18 protein-coding genes and 1 pseudogene are annotated in these 19,187 nt (G+C 67.2%); 14 read left to right on the forward strand and 5 right to left on the reverse strand.

Translation table 11 applies throughout. The features are described from left to right. Positions 1-94: 94 nt before the first annotated feature. The 5 genes from A9X03_RS10945 to A9X03_RS30830 all read right to left on the reverse strand — a co-directional run bounded on the left by A9X03_RS10945 (position 95) and on the right by A9X03_RS30830 (position 5,824). Positions 95-736, reverse strand: a complete 642-nt coding sequence (locus tag A9X03_RS10945) for a DJ-1/PfpI family protein (RefSeq protein WP_067761417.1) — start codon at positions 734-736, stop codon at positions 95-97. Next, complete coding sequence (locus A9X03_RS10950; RefSeq protein ID WP_067761384.1) at positions 733-2,382, reverse strand: glycosyltransferase family 87 protein; 1,650 nt, start codon at positions 2,380-2,382, stop codon at positions 733-735. Before A9X03_RS10950 ends, A9X03_RS10945 begins: the two co-directional genes overlap by 4 nt. Beyond that, a complete protein-coding gene (locus A9X03_RS10955) occupies positions 2,379-4,949 on the reverse strand; it encodes a transglycosylase domain-containing protein (protein ID WP_156675739.1) in 2,571 nt (856 codons plus the stop codon). Before A9X03_RS10955 ends, A9X03_RS10950 begins: the two co-directional genes overlap by 4 nt. Next, complete coding sequence (locus A9X03_RS10960; RefSeq protein WP_067761414.1) at positions 4,942-5,367, reverse strand: DUF5318 domain-containing protein; 426 nt, start codon at positions 5,365-5,367, stop codon at positions 4,942-4,944. The genes A9X03_RS10955 and A9X03_RS10960 overlap by 8 nt, the downstream gene beginning before the upstream one ends. Positions 5,368-5,473: 106 nt before the next feature. Beyond that, the gene (locus A9X03_RS30830; protein WP_369831274.1) at positions 5,474-5,824 is read right to left on the reverse strand and encodes a DUF1707 domain-containing protein; all 351 of its coding nucleotides are present in this window, start codon (positions 5,822-5,824) and stop codon (positions 5,474-5,476) included. On the opposite strand from A9X03_RS30830, the pseudogene A9X03_RS10965 reads away from it, so the two are divergent. From A9X03_RS10965 to A9X03_RS11030, 14 genes and pseudogenes are all read left to right on the forward strand, one after another. Beyond that, positions 5,766-6,368: pseudogene (locus A9X03_RS10965) on the forward strand (hypothetical protein); the annotation flags it as partial. The gene A9X03_RS30830 and the pseudogene A9X03_RS10965 sit on opposite strands and share 59 nt — an antisense overlap. Positions 6,369-6,525: 157 nt before the next feature. After that, positions 6,526-7,068 carry a PadR family transcriptional regulator gene (locus A9X03_RS10970; RefSeq protein WP_003874738.1) on the forward strand — a complete coding sequence of 181 codons (543 nt, stop codon included), beginning with the start codon at positions 6,526-6,528 and terminating at the stop codon, positions 7,066-7,068. A 59-nt stretch (positions 7,069-7,127) separates the two neighbouring features. Further along, positions 7,128-8,225 (forward strand): inositol-3-phosphate synthase, encoded by a 1,098-nt coding sequence (locus tag A9X03_RS10975; protein WP_067268555.1) that lies wholly within the window; start codon positions 7,128-7,130, stop codon positions 8,223-8,225. Positions 8,226-8,357: 132 nt separating this feature from the next. Continuing rightward, positions 8,358-9,485, forward strand: coding sequence for an LLM class flavin-dependent oxidoreductase (locus tag A9X03_RS10980; protein WP_068261002.1), 1,128 nt, complete (start codon positions 8,358-8,360; stop codon positions 9,483-9,485). Then, entirely contained in the window at positions 9,482-10,651 is a 1,170-nt protein-coding gene (locus A9X03_RS10985; RefSeq protein ID WP_067761420.1) for a sulfotransferase, read from the forward strand. Before A9X03_RS10980 ends, A9X03_RS10985 begins: the two co-directional genes overlap by 4 nt. A gap of 1 nt (position 10,652) precedes the next feature. After that, positions 10,653-11,456 carry a sugar phosphate isomerase/epimerase gene (locus A9X03_RS10990; protein WP_068261005.1) on the forward strand — a complete coding sequence of 268 codons (804 nt, stop codon included), beginning with the start codon at positions 10,653-10,655 and terminating at the stop codon, positions 11,454-11,456. A 2-nt stretch (positions 11,457-11,458) separates the two neighbouring features. Continuing rightward, complete coding sequence (locus tag A9X03_RS10995; RefSeq protein WP_068261008.1) at positions 11,459-12,667, forward strand: DUF1214 domain-containing protein; 1,209 nt, start codon at positions 11,459-11,461, stop codon at positions 12,665-12,667. Between the two features lie 21 nt (positions 12,668-12,688). Then, positions 12,689-13,603, forward strand: coding sequence for an alpha/beta fold hydrolase (locus A9X03_RS11000; RefSeq protein WP_067761402.1), 915 nt, complete (start codon positions 12,689-12,691; stop codon positions 13,601-13,603). A gap of 15 nt (positions 13,604-13,618) precedes the next feature. Then, the gene (locus tag A9X03_RS11005; protein ID WP_067892001.1) at positions 13,619-14,404 is read left to right on the forward strand and encodes an LLM class F420-dependent oxidoreductase; all 786 of its coding nucleotides are present in this window, start codon (positions 13,619-13,621) and stop codon (positions 14,402-14,404) included. A 110-nt stretch (positions 14,405-14,514) separates the two neighbouring features. After that, on the forward strand, positions 14,515-15,252 hold the full coding sequence (locus A9X03_RS11010) for a GntR family transcriptional regulator (RefSeq protein WP_067761408.1): 738 nt from the start codon (positions 14,515-14,517) through the stop codon (positions 15,250-15,252). 50 nt (positions 15,253-15,302) lie between these two features. Next, entirely contained in the window at positions 15,303-17,120 is a 1,818-nt protein-coding gene (locus A9X03_RS11015) for an ABC transporter substrate-binding protein/permease (RefSeq protein WP_067781167.1), read from the forward strand. A 2-nt stretch (positions 17,121-17,122) separates the two neighbouring features. Then, positions 17,123-17,857 (forward strand): amino acid ABC transporter ATP-binding protein, encoded by a 735-nt coding sequence (locus A9X03_RS11020; RefSeq protein ID WP_067756191.1) that lies wholly within the window; start codon positions 17,123-17,125, stop codon positions 17,855-17,857. A 72-nt stretch (positions 17,858-17,929) separates the two neighbouring features. Next, positions 17,930-18,433, forward strand: a complete 504-nt coding sequence (locus A9X03_RS11025; protein ID WP_067756193.1) for a MarR family winged helix-turn-helix transcriptional regulator — start codon at positions 17,930-17,932, stop codon at positions 18,431-18,433. 48 nt (positions 18,434-18,481) lie between these two features. After that, positions 18,482-19,187: SDR family oxidoreductase (locus A9X03_RS11030; RefSeq protein WP_082974466.1), on the forward strand; the 706-nt coding region annotated here is incomplete at its 3' end.

The following is a 19,187-nucleotide window of genomic DNA, read 5'->3' on the forward strand; positions in this document are numbered from 1 at the left end:
AGGAGGGTCGCCTGCGTCGGCAACCGCATCAGGCTACCGGATGGGCGGGGTGGCCTCCAAAATCGCGGCGGATCCGGGCGGCCGGGCAATCCGGCTACTGCCGGGCGTCCAAGTATGCGGTGGCCCGCGTGACCGTCGCCTGATCGGCCTTGGCCAGGGAGCCCGCGTCGAACGGCGGCTGCGGGTCGTATTCGATGAGCAGTTGCGCGGCCTGCGCGGCCTGCCGATCGACGAGGAGTTCGACCAGCCGCAGAGCCATGTCGATGCCGCTGGACACCCCGGCGGCGGTGATGATCCGTTGCGGGAGGTGCTCGACGACGCGGTCCGGCACGTATCGGGCTCCGAGCTTGTTCAGCAGGTCGCTTGCCCGCCAGTGCGTCGTGGCGGTGAGTCCCTCGAGCAGGCCCGCCGCGGCCAGCAGCAGCGCACCCGTGCACACCGACGTGGTGAACGTCGTGGTTTGGTGGACGGCTTGCAGCCAGCTCCGGATGGTCTCGTCGTGAATCAGCTGCCGGGTGCCGATCCCGCCGGGAACCAGCACCACGTCCGGCGACGTGACCTCATCGAACCGCGCGTCGCAGCAGAGGCCGAGCATCCCGTTCTCCGTCCGCACCTCGCCGCGGCGGTGACCGATGAACACCACCTCGACCGACGGAACGCGCTGCAGCACCTCGTAGGGCCCCACCGCGTCGAGCGCGGTCACCCGGGGAAACAAGGGAACGGCGACGAGCGTCATGGCGCCACCCCGGCCGGCACCGCCGATTCGGCCTCGGGGTCCGGCTCCGGTGCGCGCCGCGGGCCGGCCGGGCGCAGCCAGTCCGGCAGCCATCCGGGCGGGGCGTCGGGTGCGCGGTCGAAGGGACCGCCGGACGGGTCGTCCACCCGGCCGCCCCAACGCACCAGATCCTCGCCGGGCCGGTAGATCTGGCGGATCACCAACGCGCACAGCACCACGACGGCGACGTCACGCAACACCACCGTGGTGGTGAAGAACTGTTCGGGCAGCGAGCGGTTCGGATTGCCATATAGGTAGTACATCCGCGGCACCCACACCACCGCGTCGATGGTCATCCACGCCAGCAGGATCCGGCGGTGCGGCAAGGCGAGCACCGCCAACGGCACCAGCCACAGCGAGAACTGCGGGCTCCACACCTTGTTGGTCAACAAGAACACCGCCACCACCAAGAACAACAGCTGCGCCAGCCGCGGGCGCTGGGGGGCGGTGAGCACCACGTATGCGATTGCAGCGCAACCGATTCCGAATAGCACCGTGACCACCGTGTTCAGGACCGTGGGCGGCTGCCAGAACCCGAGCTTGGGGTCGAATCCGTGCCAGCCGGTGAACGACTTGACGACGTTGTAAAGCGAATCCATGTCGTCACCGCGGCGGGTGTTGAGCCGGAAGAATTCCGACCACCCGCGCGGAAACAGCACCAAAACCGGCAGATTCACCAACAACCATGTCACCGCGGCCGTCGCGGCGGTGCGCGCCACAGCGCGGAAGCGTCCCGTCCGAATCGCCAGGACCACCATGGGGCCCAGGAACAACAATGGATACAGCTTGGCCGCGGCGCCCAATCCGATCAGCACGCCGGCCAGCACCGGTTTACGGCGGGCCCATGCCAGCACACCGGCCATCGCCAAACCCGTTGCCAGCGCATCGAAATTGGTGAAGATCTGGAAGATCAGCAGCGGCGACGCGGCCACCAGGCCCGCGTCCCATATCCGGCGTCCCGCCAGGCCTGCGGTCGCCCAGACGGTCGCCAGCCACGCCAGCGCCAGGCCGAACGCCGCGACGTTGAAGAACATCACCACCTCGGCGACCACCGGCAGCGGCGCCAGCTTGCTCAACGCGGTGTAGGTCTTCGCCAGCGCCATCGACACGTACTGATACATCCCGGTCAGCACCGGATACTCCATGTAGCGCACAGCGGGCCGGCCGTCGTAGCGGGTCTGCGGGGTGCCGCTGCCGTCGGTCTCGATCCAGCTCGACTTGTACGGAAACTTGCCCTGGCTCAACAACTCCGCGCCGTAGAGCGGCACCGTATCGGAGTAACACAGCTCGTAGTACGCGCGTTGGTTCTCCCAGTTGGCCACCCGCTGATCGCCCGTCCCGGTTCCGGTGCTCTGCAGGCAGGCCGCCTTCGTCGACCAGCCGAGCGCCAGGAACACCAGTCCGATCAAGAACATCACCCGCAGCGGCGTCATCACCCGCGTCCGGCCGATCAGCGCGTGCCCACCCACCGGCCCCCCGACGACCTCCGCCAGCGCGGCGCCCAACGAGTCGGTGCGGCTGGGGCAATCGCGGTTGTCGACGCTACGCAGATCGCCGGCCAATCGCGCCGGAGAGATGGTGGCGCTGCGCTGCTCGGCGTCGGTCACGGCGGCGGCTGCGGCCCGGGGGCTTGCGGACCGCCCGGCGGGACACCAGGCTCGGGGCCGCCCGGCCCGCCTGGGCCGCCACCGCCCGGTCCTGGCGGCGCGTTGGTGATGGTGGTCGGCGGGCCGACGGGGATCGTTATGCCCGGCGCCACCTCGATCGTGGGCTGTATGACGGTCACCGACGGCGCCGGGGGCGGAGGCGGCGGCGCTGGGACGCCCGCATAACCGCCGATCTCGGTCGGCTTGGGGAACGACTCGTTCGACGTGCCCTTCAACGCACCGTCCATCGTCGACTTCCAGATGTCCGACGGCAGCCCCGAGCCGTAAACCGGTGCGCCCGAGGCGGTTACGAGGGGCACGTCGCCTTTCGCGGTGCCGACCCAGACCGCCGTGGACAAAGACGGCGTGTATCCGACCATCCAGGCGTCCTTGTCGGCGGTCGTGTCGCCGAGCTGCGTGGTTCCCGTCTTGGCCGCCGATGGCCTGCCGCCGGCCAAAGCGTGGCCCCGCGAGTAGCTGGCGATCGGCTCCATGGCCGCGGTGACATTGTCGGCCACGGCCTTCGGGATCCGCTGCTCGCCGTTGTTGTCGGACTTGCTGGCATCGAAGAGCACCTGCCCGTCGGAGCTGACGACTTTCTGCACGAAGTGCGGCCGGTGGTAGAGACCCGAGGCGGCCAGCGTGGCGTACGCCGAGGCCATGTCGATCACCCGAGTCTGGTACTGCCCCAGCACAACTCCGTTGTTGGGCGGTCCGCCCTTGCCGTCCTCGGAGAGGGTGTGCTCCACACCCGGGAAGCTGGTGGCGATACCGGCCTGGTGCGCGGCGTCCGCGACGGCCTGCGGGCCGCCCTTGAGCTTGAGCATCAGCCGGTAGTAGGAGGTGTTCAGCGATTGCTTGAGGGCCTGGGCAATGTTGCACGTGCCGCAGCCCTCACCGTCGACGTTCGTGATCTTGATGCCGTCGACCGTCAGAGGCGAACTGTCGACCTGGTAGCCCAGCCCGATCCCCTGCTCGAGCGCGGCGACCAGCGCGAAAACCTTGAACGACGAACCGGTTTGCAGGCCGGCCTGCGCGAAGTCGAATCCGTTGGCGTCCGTACCGCCGTAATACGCGCGTATCGCCCCGTCATGCGGGTCGATCGACACCACCGCCGACCGCATGTCGGGGTCTTGCCCGTCAAGGTATTTCGAGACCGCCTTTTCGGCGGCCTGCTGGGCCTTCGGGTCGATCGTGGTGGTGACCTGCAAGCCCTGGGTGTTCAGGGTCCGCTCGTCGATGTTGAACAGCTCCATCAACTCTTTGGTCACCTGACGCTCGATCAGGCCGTTGGGCCCCGTCGTCTGGTTCTCCGCGCGCGCCTGATCCGGCGGGACCGTCTCCGGAAACTCCTGCGCGGCACGGTCACTGGGTGACAATGCCTTGGTCTCCACCATGCCGTCGAGAACCCAGTTCCACCGGGCCCGGGCGCCCTGCGGATCGATGGCCGGATCCAGCGACGAGGGCCGCCTGATCAGCGCGGCGAGCAGCGCCCCCTCCGAGACGGTGAGCTGCTCGACGGGCTTGTTGAAGTAGGCCTTCGCGGCGGCGGAAATGCCGTAGGCGCCGCGGCCGAAGTAGATGATGTTCAGGTAGGCCTGCAGCACATCGTCTTTCGACCACTCACCCGACATCTTGGTGGCGATCACGAGTTCCTTGGCCTTACGCATCAGGCCGCTGAGACCGTGCTGAGCCGAACCCACCAGCGCGTTCTTCACGTATTGCTGGGTGATCGTCGACCCGCCCTGCAGGTCGCCGTTGCCGAAGAGGTTGTTGTTCACCGCCCGCGCGAATCCGCTGAAGTCGAAACCCGGATTCGAATAGAAGTTGCGGTCCTCGGCGGCGATCACCGCCTGCCGCACGTGTACCGGCACCTGGTTGATGTTGACGTCGACCCGATTGCCCTCGGGCGGGATGATTTTGGCGATCTCGGATCCGTCGCTGGCCAGGATGGTGGACACCTGATTGGTGCGCAGATCGCCGGGCTTGGGGATGTCGACGATGAAATACGCCATCGCGAACGTGACGATCGGCAGCAGCACCAGCACCACCGCCGACAGGTAGGCCGCTCGCCGCACCCACAGCCAATTGATCTGTTGCGTCCAATGGACGTCACCCCGGGGCCGGCGTCCGAAGCCGTCGGGGCCGCCGGGCCGTCGCGGACCGGATGGCGGCGGTGGTCCCTCCGGTGGGCCCCCCGCGCCCGGCCGCTCGCGCCGCGGCGGCGTCCGGCTCTCCAGCGCGGCCTTGACCTCCTCGAGCGCGTCCCGCTGCAGCGGCGTGGACGGAGGGCCCTCCAGCGCGGCTTTGACTTCCTCGATGCTGGGATCGGGCCGCCGGGGTGACCGGTCGTCGACGACCGGCGGCAGGATCGTGGTCATCCGGTCGTCCGGGGGAACCCCCCGCCGTTGACCGGGCGCCGACGGCGCGTCACGCGGGCGCTCGCCGCTTCCGTGTTTGCCCACGCGCTCAGTCGCCGGCCCATCCGCGTTGTTGGACGACTGGTCGTGGCGTCCGTCGTTACTCAATGGCCGTGCGCGCGCCGTTTCGCGCCGTCCGCGTGGTGCGGGTGCCCTTGGGTGGGCGCGCCGCGCCGAGCACGTACGACTTGACCAGATGATTCCAACTGCAGGTCCTGCACACCTCCACCACGTGGACAGCGAACTCCTCGAAGCGAGTCGCCAGCAGGACCAACTCTTCGGCCGTGCGGGCCGACCCCGACACCGGACCCAGGTGTTCGCCGAACACCCACGACACCAGCGTCAGCTGTTCCTTGCGACAGATCGGGCACATGACCTGGCTCGGTTTCCCGTGAAACTTGGCGGCGCGCAGCAGATAAGGGTTCGCGTCGCATACCTCGGACACGCCGGTGCGGCCCGAGTACACCTCGGCCAGCAGTGCTCGCCGCCGGAGCGCGTAGTCCACCACTTGTCGCTGCAGTCGCACGCCCACCAGAGTACGTCTCCATCCGGACGGCCGATACGCAACCAAACTGTGGCGCCCGCAGCCGGGTCATCGTTCAGTCCTTTCCCGTGCCCACCGGACCGGGACTCTACGATCGTCCCGTGGCGAAATGGCTCGGGACATCGCTTGGCGGTGGCGCGGCGGCGAGCACCCCCCAGCCCCCGAGCCTTGGCGGCACCGGCCGGGCCCTGACGGTCGTCGTCGGCAGGGCGCTGCTGTCGGTCTGCAGATCGCTCACCAGATCCTGCAGGTCGCCGAGCGTGACGGCCTTGGTGGCCGCGCTCACCCGTTCCCGGTGCTCTTCCATGGAGAGCTCGCCGTCGTTGAGGGCGTTGTCGAGGATCTTGCAGGCGTCCTGCCGGTTGACGTCTTTGGCGCGGGTGCTCGCCGCCGCGTTCGTCGTGTCGGTACTGCTGGGCATCGGCATCGGGTGGGGCATGTACGGCAACACCAAGTCGCCGCTGGACTTCACCACGGACCCCGGGGCCAAGCCCGACGGAGTCGCCGCCGTCGTGCTGACCCCGCCCACCCAACTGCACTCGGTCGGCGGCCTGACGGGACTGCTCGAGCAAACACGCAAACGCTTCGGCGACGCGATGGGCTACCGGCTGGTGATCTATCCGACGTACGCGGTGCTCGACCGGCCCGATCCCTCCGACGATCGCCGCGTGTTGGCCTACAGCTACCGCGGCGGCTGGGGCGACCCGACGAGCTCCGCCAAGAGTTCCGCGGACGGGCCCTTTCCGGTGGACCTGAGCAAGTTCGACGTCACGGCGACGGTGGGCATCATGCGCGGAGCCCCGCAGACCCTCCACATGAAGCCGTCGGACGTCAAGACCGAATACCTCAACATTGAGCCGGCGACCGACCCGACCACCCCCGGCGCCCTGTCGTTGTCGCTGTACGTCTCCAGCGACTACGGTGGTGGCTACATCGTCTTCGCAGGTGACGGCGCCGTGAAGCAACTGAATCTGCCGTCTTAACCGCCGCGATCCGGCCCCGCTGCCGGCGCGATTCGATTCCGCGCACCCGGACTAATAGCCGACTAACAACCGGTGGTGTTGTGGCGAATATATCGAGACGATACGATGACGCGAGGCGTCGAACCGTCGTAACCGGCCGTGCAAAGGAGGTGATTCGATGCTTGAGCTCGCCATCCTGGGCCTGCTGATCGAATCGCCGATGCATGGGTACGAGTTGCGCAAAAGGTTGACCGGTCTCCTCGGCGCGTTCCGTGCGTTCTCGTACGGTTCGCTGTACCCCGCCCTCCGGCGGATGCAGGCCGAAGGCTTGATCGCCGAAGACGCCGCCCCGGCCGGCACGCCGGTCCGTCGGGCGCGGCGCGTCTACCAGCTAACCGACGAAGGACGACGTCGGTTCGGTGAGCTGGTGGCCGACACCGGTCCGCACAACTACACGGACGACGGCTTCGGGGTGCACCTGGCATTCTTCAACCGGACTCCGGCGGAGGCGCGCATGCGCATCCTGGAGGGTCGCCGCCGTCAGGTTGAGGAGCGGCGCGAAGGCCTGCGCGAAGCCGTGGCGCGGGCCAGCAGCTCGTTCGATCGCTACACCCGCCAACTTCACCAGCTGGGGCTCGAGTCCAGCGAGCGCGAAGTGAAGTGGCTCAACGAGCTCATTGCTGCGGAGCGGGCAATGCCCGGCCTCTCCGAGCAGACGTAAACCCCTGCACGAAATTCATCAGCTGCGACACAGAGTTATCGAGTTAGGAGAACGCCCTTATGAGTGACCAGAACGCGCCAATCGCGTCGACGGAGGTACGAGTCGCCATTGTCGGCGTCGGTAACTGCGCGTCTTCGCTGGTACAGGGCGTCGAGTACTACCAGAACGCCGACGAGAACAGCACCGTGCCCGGTCTGATGCACGTCAAGTTCGGGCAATACCACGTGCGCGACGTCAAGTTCGTCGCCGCCTTCGACGTGGACGCCAAGAAGGTCGGCTTCGACCTCTCCGACGCGATCTTCGCCTCGGAGAACAACACGATCAAGATCGCCGACGTGCCGCCCACCAACGTGGTGGTGCAGCGCGGCCCCACGCTGGACGGCATCGGCAAGTACTACGCCGACACCATCGAGCTCTCGGACGTCGAGCCGGTCGACGTGGTCAAGGCGCTCAAGGACGCCGAGGTCGACGTGCTGGTGTCCTACCTGCCCGTCGGTTCGGAAGAGGCCGACAAGTTCTACGCGCAGTGCGCCATCGACGCGGGTGTGGCGTTCGTCAACGCGCTGCCGGTGTTCATCGCCTCGGACCCGGTATGGGCCAAGAAGTTCGCCGACGCGGGCGTGCCGATCGTGGGCGACGACATCAAGAGCCAGGTCGGCGCCACCATCACCCACCGGGTGATGGCCAAGCTGTTCGAGGACCGCGGCGTGCAGTTGGACCGCACCATGCAGCTCAACGTCGGCGGCAACATGGACTTCCTCAACATGCTCGAGCGTGAGCGGCTGGAGTCCAAGAAGATCTCCAAGACGCAGGCCGTCACCTCCAACCTGCAACGCGAGTTCAAGACCAAGGATGTGCACATCGGCCCGTCCGACCACGTCGGCTGGCTCGACGACCGCAAGTGGGCTTATGTGCGCCTGGAGGGTCGCGCGTTCGGTGACGTGCCGCTGAACCTGGAGTACAAGCTCGAGGTGTGGGACTCGCCGAACTCGGCGGGCGTCATCATCGACGCGGTCCGGGCGGCCAAGATCGCCAAGGACCGCGGCATCGGCGGCCCGGTGATCCCGGCGTCGGCCTACCTGATGAAGAGCCCGCCGCAGCAGCTGCCCGACGACGTCGCGCGCGCGCAGCTCGAAGAGTTCATCATCGAGGGCTAAGAGGTCTGCTTAACCCGCGGGCGTAACGTCACGGCGCCTTCCCCCTTCGGAATTCGCCACGGCGTTGCGCTCGCGGCCGCTGGAGCCATTTCCTCCCCACTTCGCTGTGCGAGTGCTTAGCATCATCTCTCGATGGCTGTGCAACCCGCCGCATTCCTGCGCACGACCCTCCCGCTGGACCTGTCCCGGCTGGAGGAGCTGGACAGCGGCCGGTACCACTCGATCTGGCTGCCCGACCACATGGTCAGCTTCTGGCCCGACTCGATCTGGACCCCCGAGTTCACCGACCTGGCCACCGCTTCCCCGTCGCCGCACCGCCACCTCGACGGACTGGCGGTAGCCGCCGCGGCCGCCGTCCTGACGGAGAACGTGCCGATCGTGAGCGCCGTCGTCGACACGGTGCGCCGCCACCCCAGCCTGCTGGCCCAGACGGCGCTCACGATCGACCACCTCGCCAAGGGCCGTTTCATCCTCGGCCTGGGCAGCGGTGAGAGCGAGAACACCCTGCCCTACGGCTTCGACTTCTCCCGGCCGGTCAGCCGCTTCGAAGAAGCCCTCACGGTGATCCGGCTGCTCTGGGACAGCGACGGCCCGGTCGATTTCGACGGGCAGTTCTACTCGCTGCGCCATGCCCGGCTGGACGCCGAACCCTACGCGGGCCGGCCGCCGCAGATCTGGATCGGCGCCAGCGGCCCGCGGATGCTGGACGTCGCAGGCCGGCACGCGGACGGCTGGTGGCCCGCCGGCGCCTGGACACCAGAACACTATGCCGAAATGCTCTGTGCGGTAAGGAGATCCGCCGAACGCGTCGGCCGTGATCCGCAGGCGATCACACCGTGCTTCATTCAGGTATGTCTGATCGGCGAGGACGAGAACGCCCTCGCCGAGATCCTCCAAGCACCCCTGGTCAAGGCGTTCCTGCTGCAAGTGTCGGCGGAAACGCTGAGCGGCTTCGGGTTCGACCACCCGATGGGCGATCGGTGGCGGGGATTTCAAGACATCGACCCGGCGGTGCTCACCCGCGAACGGATCCTGGAATTCCTCGCCAAAGCGCGGCCCGAGATGGTGCTGGCCGCCGTCCCGCACGGGACGCCGACGCAGGTGGCCAAGATCGTCAAGACGTACGTCGACGCGGGACTGCGCGTACCCAAGATCCTGGACTACGGCGCGATGGCCGGCCTGAGCTACGCCGAGGCTTCGGCCGCCAACGTGCGCGCCACCGAAGACGAACTGATGCGGCTGTGCGGCGGGCGGGTGTGACGATGTCCCTGGACGCCGCCCAGCTGCTCGCCGACGCGGAGACCGAAACCGGACTGCGCGACTATGGCGATCCCACCTTGCCGCAACGCTTCACCGTCGCGGTCGACCATCTCAACCGCCTCGGCATGGACGCCGAGGGCAACCGGCAGGCGGCACAGGTGTGTCGATGGCTGCTGACGTCGCGGCTCGAATTCATCGAAGACCGCATCCGCTACCCGATCGCCGACGAGGTGATCGACGGGCCGATGTTCGTCACCGGCGAACCCCGTTCGGGCACAACGCTCATGCACGCCCTGATGTCCGTCGACCCGCGCGCTCGGGCGCTGCGCTTCTGGGAGGTGATGTATCCGTCACCACCGCCGGGTCTGGCCGGCCCCGGCGACGACCGCAGGGAACGGGCCGACGCGGACTGGCGCGAGATCAACGCCAAGATGCCCAAGTGGCTGCACAGCCACCCGTACAACGACATGCTGGGCGACGGCCTGCCCGAGGACGAGCGCACCTGGGCGTTCGACTTCCGGGTGATGACGCCGACGGCCTGGTGGCGCGTGCCGATGCAGTCGCTGGTCGGCGGGTTAGCCACCGATCCGGCGGCGCAATACCGGCTACACAAGGCCATGCTGCAACAGCTGCAATACCGTCGAGCCCGAAAATACTGGGTGCTGAAGGGCTTTCACGGCTTCCGCCTCAAGGAACTCTTCGACACCTATCCCGACGCACGCCTGATGTGGCTGCACCGCGACCCCGTCCAAGTCGCCGCGTCGCGCACCATGATGATGGCCGACATCGCCGAAGGCATCGTCGGTCCGGTCGACCTGCACGCCGAAGCGAAGAAGCACCTCGAGATGACTCGGGCCAGCATTGCCAACACGATGAGCAATCCGTTGGTCGACGATCCCCACATCTTGCACGTGCGCTACGCCGACTTCGTCGGCGACCACATCGGCACCGTTCGGCGCTACTACGAGTTCTGCGGTCGCGAGCTGTCGGACGACGCCGAAGCGACAATGCGCGCCTACCTGGCCGACAACCGGGGCGACCGCTACGGCAAATTCCGCTACTCCACCCAGTTGCTGACCGACATCGGCGAGGACCTGGAGGCGCTGCACGCCGAATTCCGGCCTTTTCGAGAGCGATTCGGTGTCGCCATCGAGAGCCGCGCCTGACATGACCGGTCCGCACCACCGCCTGTCGGTGCACAGCGTCACCTTCCAAGGCGAGTCGCTGGCCGAACTGGAAGCTCATTGGGCGGCACTCGGCGTGTCCCGGCTCAGCATCCTGGACGCCCAGCTGCTGGAGCCGCACTTCCCGATGTTGCTCCACGGCAACGCATATTCGGTCGAAGCCGTCTATCACCTGTTCGCCGGCGGCAAGCTGTCCGGCGAACCGCACGCCGCCCGTGACGCGCTGTCCGCCGTGATCGACGCGGCCGCCGCCGTCGGGGCCCGCACCGTCTACCTGCTCACCGGCGGGCGCGGTGACCTCACCTGGGCTCAGGCCGCGGACCGCTTTTGCGCGATGGTCGGCCCCTGCGCGAGTCAGGCCAAGGCGGCCGGGGTGGCGCTGGCCATCGAGAATGCGTCAAGCCTGTACGCCGACATCCACCTGGCCCACACGCTGCGCGACGCCGTCACGCTGGCCGAGATGGCCGACCTGAGTGTATGCATCGACGTGTTTCACTGTTGGGCGGAGGGGGATTTGGAGGCGATGGTGCAGCGGGCCCTACCGCGGACGGCGCTGATCCAGCTGAGCGACTATGTGCTCGGCGACCGGGCGCTACCGGCCAGGGCGGTACCGGGCGACGGAACGATCCCGCTGGAAGCCATCGTCGCCCAGGCGCTAACCGGCGGCTACTCCCACGGTTTCGACCTGGAACTGATCGGTCCCCGCATCGACCGGGAGGGACACCTGGAAGCCGCGCAACGCGCATGCGTAGTCGTCAGCGCGATGCTCGAGAGGCTCGGTGCGTGAGCATGGCCTTCGGCGACGGGCCCGACGACGCGGCGCTGCAGCAGGCCTGGACGGAATTCTGCGCGCGGCTGCAGCGAGCGGGCGAGCAGGCCTTCAAGCAGGCCAACCCGGTGTCGGGCGCCCATCGGGTCGACGCCTACCGGTTCCTCACCCAAAATCTCGGCCAGGCCTTCGATCTGGCGCTCGAAACGCGTGACACCCGCTACCCGGTGCTGCACACCTTCTGCGGCCCGACCCGCAAGCTGGGCGGCGACTGCGCCGACTTTACTTACCAGCAGGCGTGGATCGACGGGCGGTCGACCTACCGCCTCGTCGGGACGCGTGGCACTGCAAGGTTTTTCAACGTCACGGTTCAGGGGCCACGTACGTCTGGCCCGGGCGTGCTGCACGAGCCGTTCGGTGACATACCGGAGGCCAACCTGCTCGGTCATCAGCTTCAGGTCGGCGATGGCGGGGAAATCGAGCTTTACATCGGCGGACCCGAGCGCGGGCCGAACTGGCTGCCCACCACTACCGGCTCGCGGAAACTGTTCATTCGCCAGGGTTTCGACCGCTGGGACGAGCTGCCCGCGCAGGTTCGCATCGAACGAATCGACATGGACTACCCCAAGCCGTTGCCGTTGACGCCCGAGATGGTCGAGGCGATGCGCTGGGCGGGCGACTTCGTCACTGGCCTGATGGCGGACTGGCCCGAGTTCCCCTTCACCTACGGCGGCGTCGACCCCAACCGCCCCAACTCCTTTCCGCAAGTCGACGCGACCGACGCCGACGCCAGGCGCGGCCGGGCCGCCGCCAACATGTATTGGGAACTCGCGGACGACGAGGCGCTGATCCTCGAATTCGGCGCCCACGCCGGATTGTGGATGCTGACCAATATGGGCGTCTTCTTCAACAGCATGGATTACCTGTACCGGCCGGTGAGCTACACGCCGAGTCGCACGAAGACCGACGCAGACGGCCGCATCCGTCTCGTCATGGCGCATCGTGATCCGGGCGTGCACAACTGGATCGACACCCAGGGCTTCGCGTGCGGCAACCTGACCTACCGGCACATGCTCGAGGGCGCACCGGCCGCGCTGAACACCCAAGTCGTCAAGCACGACGAACTGCGCGCCGCCCTGCCGGCAGACACCGCGATGGTGAGCGCCGCCGAGCGCGCGGCGGCGATGTGGGAGCGCTTTCGCGGCATCCGCCGTCGTTACCTCCTGTAGACGAGGGGCTAGTTTTAGGTCGTGGCCGAAATCTCCGAAGACGAACTCGACGGGCTCGACGAGTTCTCGCTGTTATCCGAAAATGCCGAGCAAGCCGGTGTCACCGGCCCGCTGCCGGACGTGCAACGCGTGGGGGCGGGCGCCGGTGAGGACACGATCAGCGCGCTCCGGTGGGGTGGTACTGCCCCGCGGGTCGTCTTCTTGCACGGCGGCGGCCAGAACGCCCACACCTGGGACACCGTCATCGTCGGCCTGGGCGAACCCGCACTGGCCGTGGATCTGCCCGGGCACGGCCATTCGGCGTGGCGCGAGGACGGCGACTACTCGCCGCAGCTGAACGCCGACGCCTTGCTGCCCGCGGTGCGCGAGCACGCGCCCAGCGCCGATCTTGTCGTGGGCATGTCGCTGGGTGGGTTGACCGCGATACGGCTGGCCGCCGTGGCACCGGAACTGGTAAACGAACTCGTCCTGATCGACGTCACCCCGTCGGCGCTGCAGCGGCACTCGGAGATGACCAAGGAACAACAGGGCACCGTGGCGCTCATGCACGGCGAACGCGAATTCCCCAGCTTCCAGGCCATGCTGGATTTGACGATCGCCGCGGCCCCGCATCGCGAGGTGAAGGCGCTGCGCCGCGGCGTCTTTCACAACTCGCGCCGGCTGGAAAACGGCAACTGGACGTGGCGCTACGACGCCATCCGCAAGTTCCCCGACTTCGACGTCCTGTGGGAGGACGTGGACAGGCTTTCTGCACCCATCACCCTCATCCGCGGCGGCAACTCCGGATTCGTCAGCGACGACGATGCCGCGGAATTAAGTCGTCGCACAAGACATTTCCGAACCGCGCACGTTGTGGCCAACTCCGGGCACTCCGTGCAAAGCGACCAGCCGCTGGCCCTGATCGAGCTGCTGCGCGGGGTGCTCGACGCGCGGTGAGCCTACGGTGGGCACATGACTTCTGATCTGCCCGTCCGCATCGGTGTGCAACTACAACCTCAGCACGCGCCCCAGTACCGCCAAATCCGCGACGCCGTGCGCCGCTGCGAGGACATCGGGGTCGACATCGCGTTCAACTGGGACCACTTCTTCCCCCTCTACGGGGATCCCGACGGCGCGCATTTCGAATGCTGGACCATGCTCGGGGCCTGGGCCGAACAGACCTCGCGCATTCAGATCGGCGCGCTGGTCACCTGCAATTCCTACCGAAATCCCGAACTGCTGGCCGACATGGCCCGGACCGTCGACCACATCTGCGGCGGCCGGCTCGTGCTGGGGATCGGCTCGGGCTGGAAGCAGAAGGACTACGACGAATACGGCTATGAGTTCGGCACCGCCGGCAGCCGTCTGGACGATCTCGCCGGCGCGCTTCCCCGGATCAAGGCGCGGCTGGCCAAGCTGAATCCGCTGCCGACCCGCGACATCCCGATCCTGATCGGTGGCGGCGGCGAGCGGAAGACGCTGCGGCTGGTCGCCGAGTACGCCGACATGTGGCACAGCTTCACCTCCGCCGACGAGTTCCCGGCGAAGTCCGATGTCTTGACCCGGCACTGCGCCGACGTCGGCCGCGACCCGGCCAGCATCGAACGCTCGGCCGCCGTTCAGGTCCGCGGCGCGCTGGTCGAGAATGCCGAAAGGCTCGTCGACCTCGGCGTGACGCTGCTGACGGTGGGGTGTGACGGTCCGGATTACGACCTAAGCGCGGCGGAAGCGCTGTGCCGGTGGCGCGATGGTCGTTAAGGCCTTTCGCCGCAAGATTCCTCCGTCAAACGCCGGAAAATACGAGCCAACTCGTGAGAAACTTCTCGCGCTAGTTGGCCGAACCGGGTTTGAAAGAGACTCAACAACGCATGCCGAAGAAATACGGGGTCAAAGAAAAGGACCTGGTTGTTTCGCACATCCTGCACCTCTTGCTGACGGGAAAGCTGCGCAGCGGCGACCGCGTCGATCGCAATGAGATCGCGCTGGGCCTGGGCGTGAGCCGCGTTCCCATTCAAGAGGCGTTGGTGCAACTCGAACACGACGGCATTGTCTCCACCCGCTACCACCGGGGGGCGTTCGTGGAGCGGTTCGACGAAGCGACCGTCCTCGAGCATCACGAACTCGAGGGCCTGCTCAACGGCATCGCCTCCGCGCGAGCGGCCACGAGTCCGACTCCGCGGATCCTGGGTCAGCTGGACGCGTTGATGCGATCGCTGCGCGCCGCCAAGGATTCGCGGGCCTTCTGCGACATCGCGGCGGAATACCGGCGCACGATCAACGACGAATACGCCGGGCCGCGGTTACACGCCACGATCCGCGCCTCGCAGAACCTGGTGCCCCGGGTGTTCTGGCTGATCTATCAAGGCAGCCGGGAAGAGATCCTCCCGTTTTATGAAGAGGAGACGTCGGCGATCAACCGGCGCGACCCCGAGGCCGCCCGGGCCGCGTGCGTCGGCCGCTCCTATCTGATGGCACAGACCATGCTGGCCGAACTTTCCCGGCGCCGGGTGTTCACCGCACCCGACGACATGGATCCGGTGGTGCCGGAACCGCTCGAAGTGCTCGCCGACGCCGAAGCCGTGGGCGTCGAGCCACTCGCGATCTAGAGGGGACGCTCCCCCGACGAAGCCGCCGTCGGGTCGATACGGTGGCAGGGATGAATGCCCGCGCGTTCCGAAGCACCCAGCGCCGCGGAAGGCTGTTCGGACTGGCCGCGACGATGCTGTTGGTGTGCGGCATGGCATTAGGCGGCCCGGCCACCCCCGCGGCTGCCGATTGGAACCAGTGCGCGCCCTCCGGCGTGGAGAGCGCCAGGGCCCTGCCCAAAGATCTGACCGAGAGTCAGCCCACCCCCCAGGAGGACCGGGACACGACCAACTCCGTCGAGCCGCTCAGCTCCGTCGACGTCGGCGCGCTCGGCCTCGGCACACCGGGCGTGCTGACGGTGGGCACCCTGTCGGACGCCCCGCCCAACATCTGCATCAATCCGACCGGTGAATTCAGCGGCTTCGACAACTTGCTCCTGCGCGCCATCGCCGACAAGCTGCATCTGCAGCTCCGCTTCGTCAGCACGGACTTCTCCGCCCTGCTGGCTCAGGTGGCGTCCCGGCGTTTCGACGTCGGCTCGGCATCGGTGAAGGCGACCGACCAGCGCCGCCGGACCGTAGCGTTCACCAACGGCTACGACTTCGGCTTCTACTCCCTCGTGGTGCCCCCCGGCTCGCCGATCCACAAGTTCAGCGACCTGGCGGCCGGTCAGCGCATCGGCGTGGTCCAGGGCACCGTCGAGGAGTCGTATGTCGTGGACACCCTGCATCTGCAACCGGTGAAGTACCCCGGCTTCGCCACCCTGTATGCCAGTCTCAAGACCCGTCAGATCGATGCGTGGGTGGCGCCCGGAACCCTCGCCTCGACCGTCATCCGCCCGGGCGATCCGGCCGTCACGGTCGCGAACACTTTCAGCCCAGGCAATTTCGTGGCCTACGCGGTCGCGAAAGAGAACAAGCCGCTGATCGACGCGCTGAATTCCGGACTGGATGCGGTGATCGCCGATGGCACCTGGGCCAAGCTGTACTGCCAATGGGTACCGCGGACGCTGCCGCCCGGGTGGAAACCCGGATCGAAAGCCGCGCCCGCCCCGAACCTGCCCGACTTCGCGGCGATCGCCGCGAGCCAGCACCGCACCGCGACGGGACCGGCTGCACCCAAATCGACCCTGGCGCAGTTGCGCGATTCGTTCTTCGACTGGGAGATGTACCGACGAGCCATCCCGGTTCTGCTCACGACCGGGCTGCCCAACACGCTCATCCTGACCAACAGCGCCATCGTGATCGGCCTCGCTCTCGGGATGGTGCTGGCCATGGCGGGCATCTCGCACCGGCGCTGGCTGCGCTGGCCGGCGCGGGTGTACACCGATATCTTCCGGGGCCTGCCCGAAGTGGTGATCATCCTGCTGATCGGAATGGGGGTCGGGCCGTTGGTCGGCGGGCTGACCAACAAGAATCCCTATCCCCTGGGAATTGCGGCATTGGGATTGATGGCCGCCGCCTATATCGGTGAAATCCTGCGCTCCGGAATCCAAAGCGTGGACCCTGGCCAGTTGGAGGCCGCCAGGGCGCTGGGCTTCAGCTATACGACCGCGATGCGGCTCGTGGTGGTGCCACAGGGAATACGGCGGGTGCTGCCCGCACTGGTCAATCAATTCATCGGGCTGCTGAAGGCCTCCGCGTTGGTGTACTTCCTCGGCCTGATCGCCGACCAGCGCGAGCTTTTCCAGGTGGGCCGCGATTTGAATGCCCAGACGGGGAGCCTGTCGCCGTTGGTGGCCGCGGGCCTCTTCTATTTGATATTGACCATTCCGTTAACGCATCTGGTGAATTACATCGACGCGCGTCTGCGCCGCGGGCGGCGCGCCCCCGATCCGGACGACACTCCGGGCATGCTCACCACGACGTTCGGCCAGGAGATCACGTGAACATGGGCCGAGCGCCGGTCTCCCTGTCCGCCAAAGACATTCATCAGACCCTAGGCGGCAACAAGGTGCTGCGCGGTGTGGATTTCGAGGCCCCTGCGGGCACCACCGTCGCCGTCATCGGTCCGTCCGGATCGGGCAAGTCGACGCTGCTGCGGACCTTGAACCGGCTGCACGAACCGGACAGCGGCGACATCCTGCTGGACGGCCGGTCGGTATTGCGCGACGATCCCAACAAGCTCCGCCAGCGCATCGGCATGGTGTTCCAGCATTTCAACCTCTTCCCGCACCTGAGTGTCCTGAAGAACGTTGCGATGGCGCCCCGCAAGTTGCACCGCCTGCCCGCCGACGAAGCCCGCCACTTGGCCCTGGCCCAATTGGAGCGAGTTGGCCTGAAGCACAAGGCCGATGCGCGGCCGGGCATGTTGTCCGGCGGCCAGCAGCAACGGGTCGCGATCGCCCGCGCATTAGCCATGTCGCCACAAGTGATGTTCTTCGACGAGGCCACTTCCGCGCTGGATCCCGAAATGGTGAAAGGGATTCTGCAACTCATCGCCGACCTCGGCGCCGACGGCATGACGATGATCGTGGTCACCCACGAAATGGGCTTCGCCCGCTCGGCATCCGACACGGTCGTCTTCATGGATAGGGGCAAGGTCGTGGAATCCGGTCCCCCGGAGCAGATTTTCGAGGCCGCGCGGACCGAACGTTTACAGCGATTCTTGTCCCAAGTACTTTGACCGTCCCCTCGGTTCTAATTAGTAGGCTTAGCTAGCTTGTCCCCGCCTGATATCGCGTTAGACTCCCCGTTTATGGCGGACAGCGAATCCACCGCGGCCGATGTGACCGAGCTTGCGGAAGGTTTGCACCGTGCGCTGTCCAAATTGTTTTCGATTCTGCGTCGTGGGGACCCGAGCGGCGCTGCCGCGGGAGAACTGACACTGGCGCAACTGTCGATCCTGGTCACCTTGCTGGATCAGGGGCCGATTCGGATGACCGACCTGGCGGCCCATGAACGGGTGCGGACTCCCACCACGACGGTGGCGATCCGCCGGCTGGAGAAGCTCGGTCTGGTGAAACGCTCGCGCGACCCGTCCGACCTGCGTGCGGTGCTGGTCGACATCACTCCGCGCGGACGGGCGGTGCATGGCGAATCCCTGGCCAACCGGCGCGCATCCCTGGCGGCGATGCTCAGTCAGCTCCCCCCGGCCGATCTGGGCACCCTGATGCAAGCGCTGGCTCCGCTGGAGCGGCTGGCCTGCGGCGAGCCGGCCCCGGGGCCCGCCGGCGAACCCGCGGCAGCCAAAGAGGCGTGAAAACACCTGCCAGACAACGGATTTCCTGGCACCCGTAGACTATCTTGCATGCCCACTGCACTCATCACAGGCGCAGGCGGCGGCATCGGTGCCGCGATCGCCACGGCGCTGGCCCCCACCCACACCCTGCTGCTTGCCGGTCGGCCGTCCGACCGGCTGGACGCCGTGGCGGAGCGGCTCGACGCGACGACCTTCCCGCTGGACCTGACCGACCCCTCCGAGATCGAGGCCACCTGCGAGATCGTGGATGAACTCGACGTGCTGGTGCACAACGCAGGCGTGTCCTTCCCCGGTCACGTCGCGGAGTCCAACGTGGATGAGTGGCGTGCCACCTTCGCCGTCAATGTGCTTGGACCGGTGGAACTTACGCTGGTGCTGCTGCCGGCCCTGCGGAGCGCCCGCGGACAGGTGATCTTCATCAATTCGGGTGCGGGACGCAACGTTTCGCCCGGGATGGCCTCCTACTCGGCGAGCAAGTTCGCGTTGCGCGCCTTCGCCGACTCACTGCGGGCCGACGAACCGCAGCTGCGGGTGACCACGGTCTATCCCGGCCGCACAGACACCGAAATGCAGCGCGAACTCGTCGCATTCGAGGGCGGCGCGTACGACGCCGCTAAGTTTCTCAAGCCAGAGACGGTCGCTGCCGCGGTAGCCAATGTGGTGGCCACTCCCCCAGACGGCCGGGGGGAGCTGACTGAGCATCGCCGCCAGGGATGCGCGCCGGTTGGCCAGGGATTCGCCATGCACCGCCCGT

The organism is Mycobacterium sp. E1715, from assembly GCF_001667625.1.
Classification (GTDB): Bacteria; Actinomycetota; Actinomycetes; order Mycobacteriales; family Mycobacteriaceae; genus Mycobacterium.

Excerpts from the sequence above, each read along its gene's own strand:
- A9X03_RS10945 (WP_067761417.1), bottom strand. The coding sequence starts at position 736 with ATGACGCTCGTCGCCGTTCCCTTGTTTCCCCGGGTGACCGCGCTCGAC.
- A9X03_RS30830 (WP_369831274.1), bottom strand. The coding sequence starts at position 5,824 with ATGCCCCACCCGATGCCGATGCCCAGCAGTACCGACACGACGAACGCG.
- A9X03_RS10970 (WP_003874738.1), top strand. The coding sequence starts at position 6,526 with ATGCTTGAGCTCGCCATCCTGGGCCTGCTGATCGAATCGCCGATGCAT.
- A9X03_RS10975 (WP_067268555.1), top strand. The coding sequence starts at position 7,128 with ATGAGTGACCAGAACGCGCCAATCGCGTCGACGGAGGTACGAGTCGCC.
- A9X03_RS10980 (WP_068261002.1), top strand. The coding sequence starts at position 8,358 with ATGGCTGTGCAACCCGCCGCATTCCTGCGCACGACCCTCCCGCTGGAC.
- A9X03_RS10990 (WP_068261005.1), top strand. The coding sequence starts at position 10,653 with ATGACCGGTCCGCACCACCGCCTGTCGGTGCACAGCGTCACCTTCCAA.
- A9X03_RS10995 (WP_068261008.1), top strand. The coding sequence starts at position 11,459 with ATGGCCTTCGGCGACGGGCCCGACGACGCGGCGCTGCAGCAGGCCTGG.
- A9X03_RS11005 (WP_067892001.1), top strand. The coding sequence starts at position 13,619 with ATGACTTCTGATCTGCCCGTCCGCATCGGTGTGCAACTACAACCTCAG.
- A9X03_RS11010 (WP_067761408.1), top strand. The coding sequence starts at position 14,515 with ATGCCGAAGAAATACGGGGTCAAAGAAAAGGACCTGGTTGTTTCGCAC.
- A9X03_RS11015 (WP_067781167.1), top strand. The coding sequence starts at position 15,303 with ATGAATGCCCGCGCGTTCCGAAGCACCCAGCGCCGCGGAAGGCTGTTC.
- A9X03_RS11020 (WP_067756191.1), top strand. The coding sequence starts at position 17,123 with ATGGGCCGAGCGCCGGTCTCCCTGTCCGCCAAAGACATTCATCAGACC.
- A9X03_RS11025 (WP_067756193.1), top strand. The coding sequence starts at position 17,930 with ATGGCGGACAGCGAATCCACCGCGGCCGATGTGACCGAGCTTGCGGAA.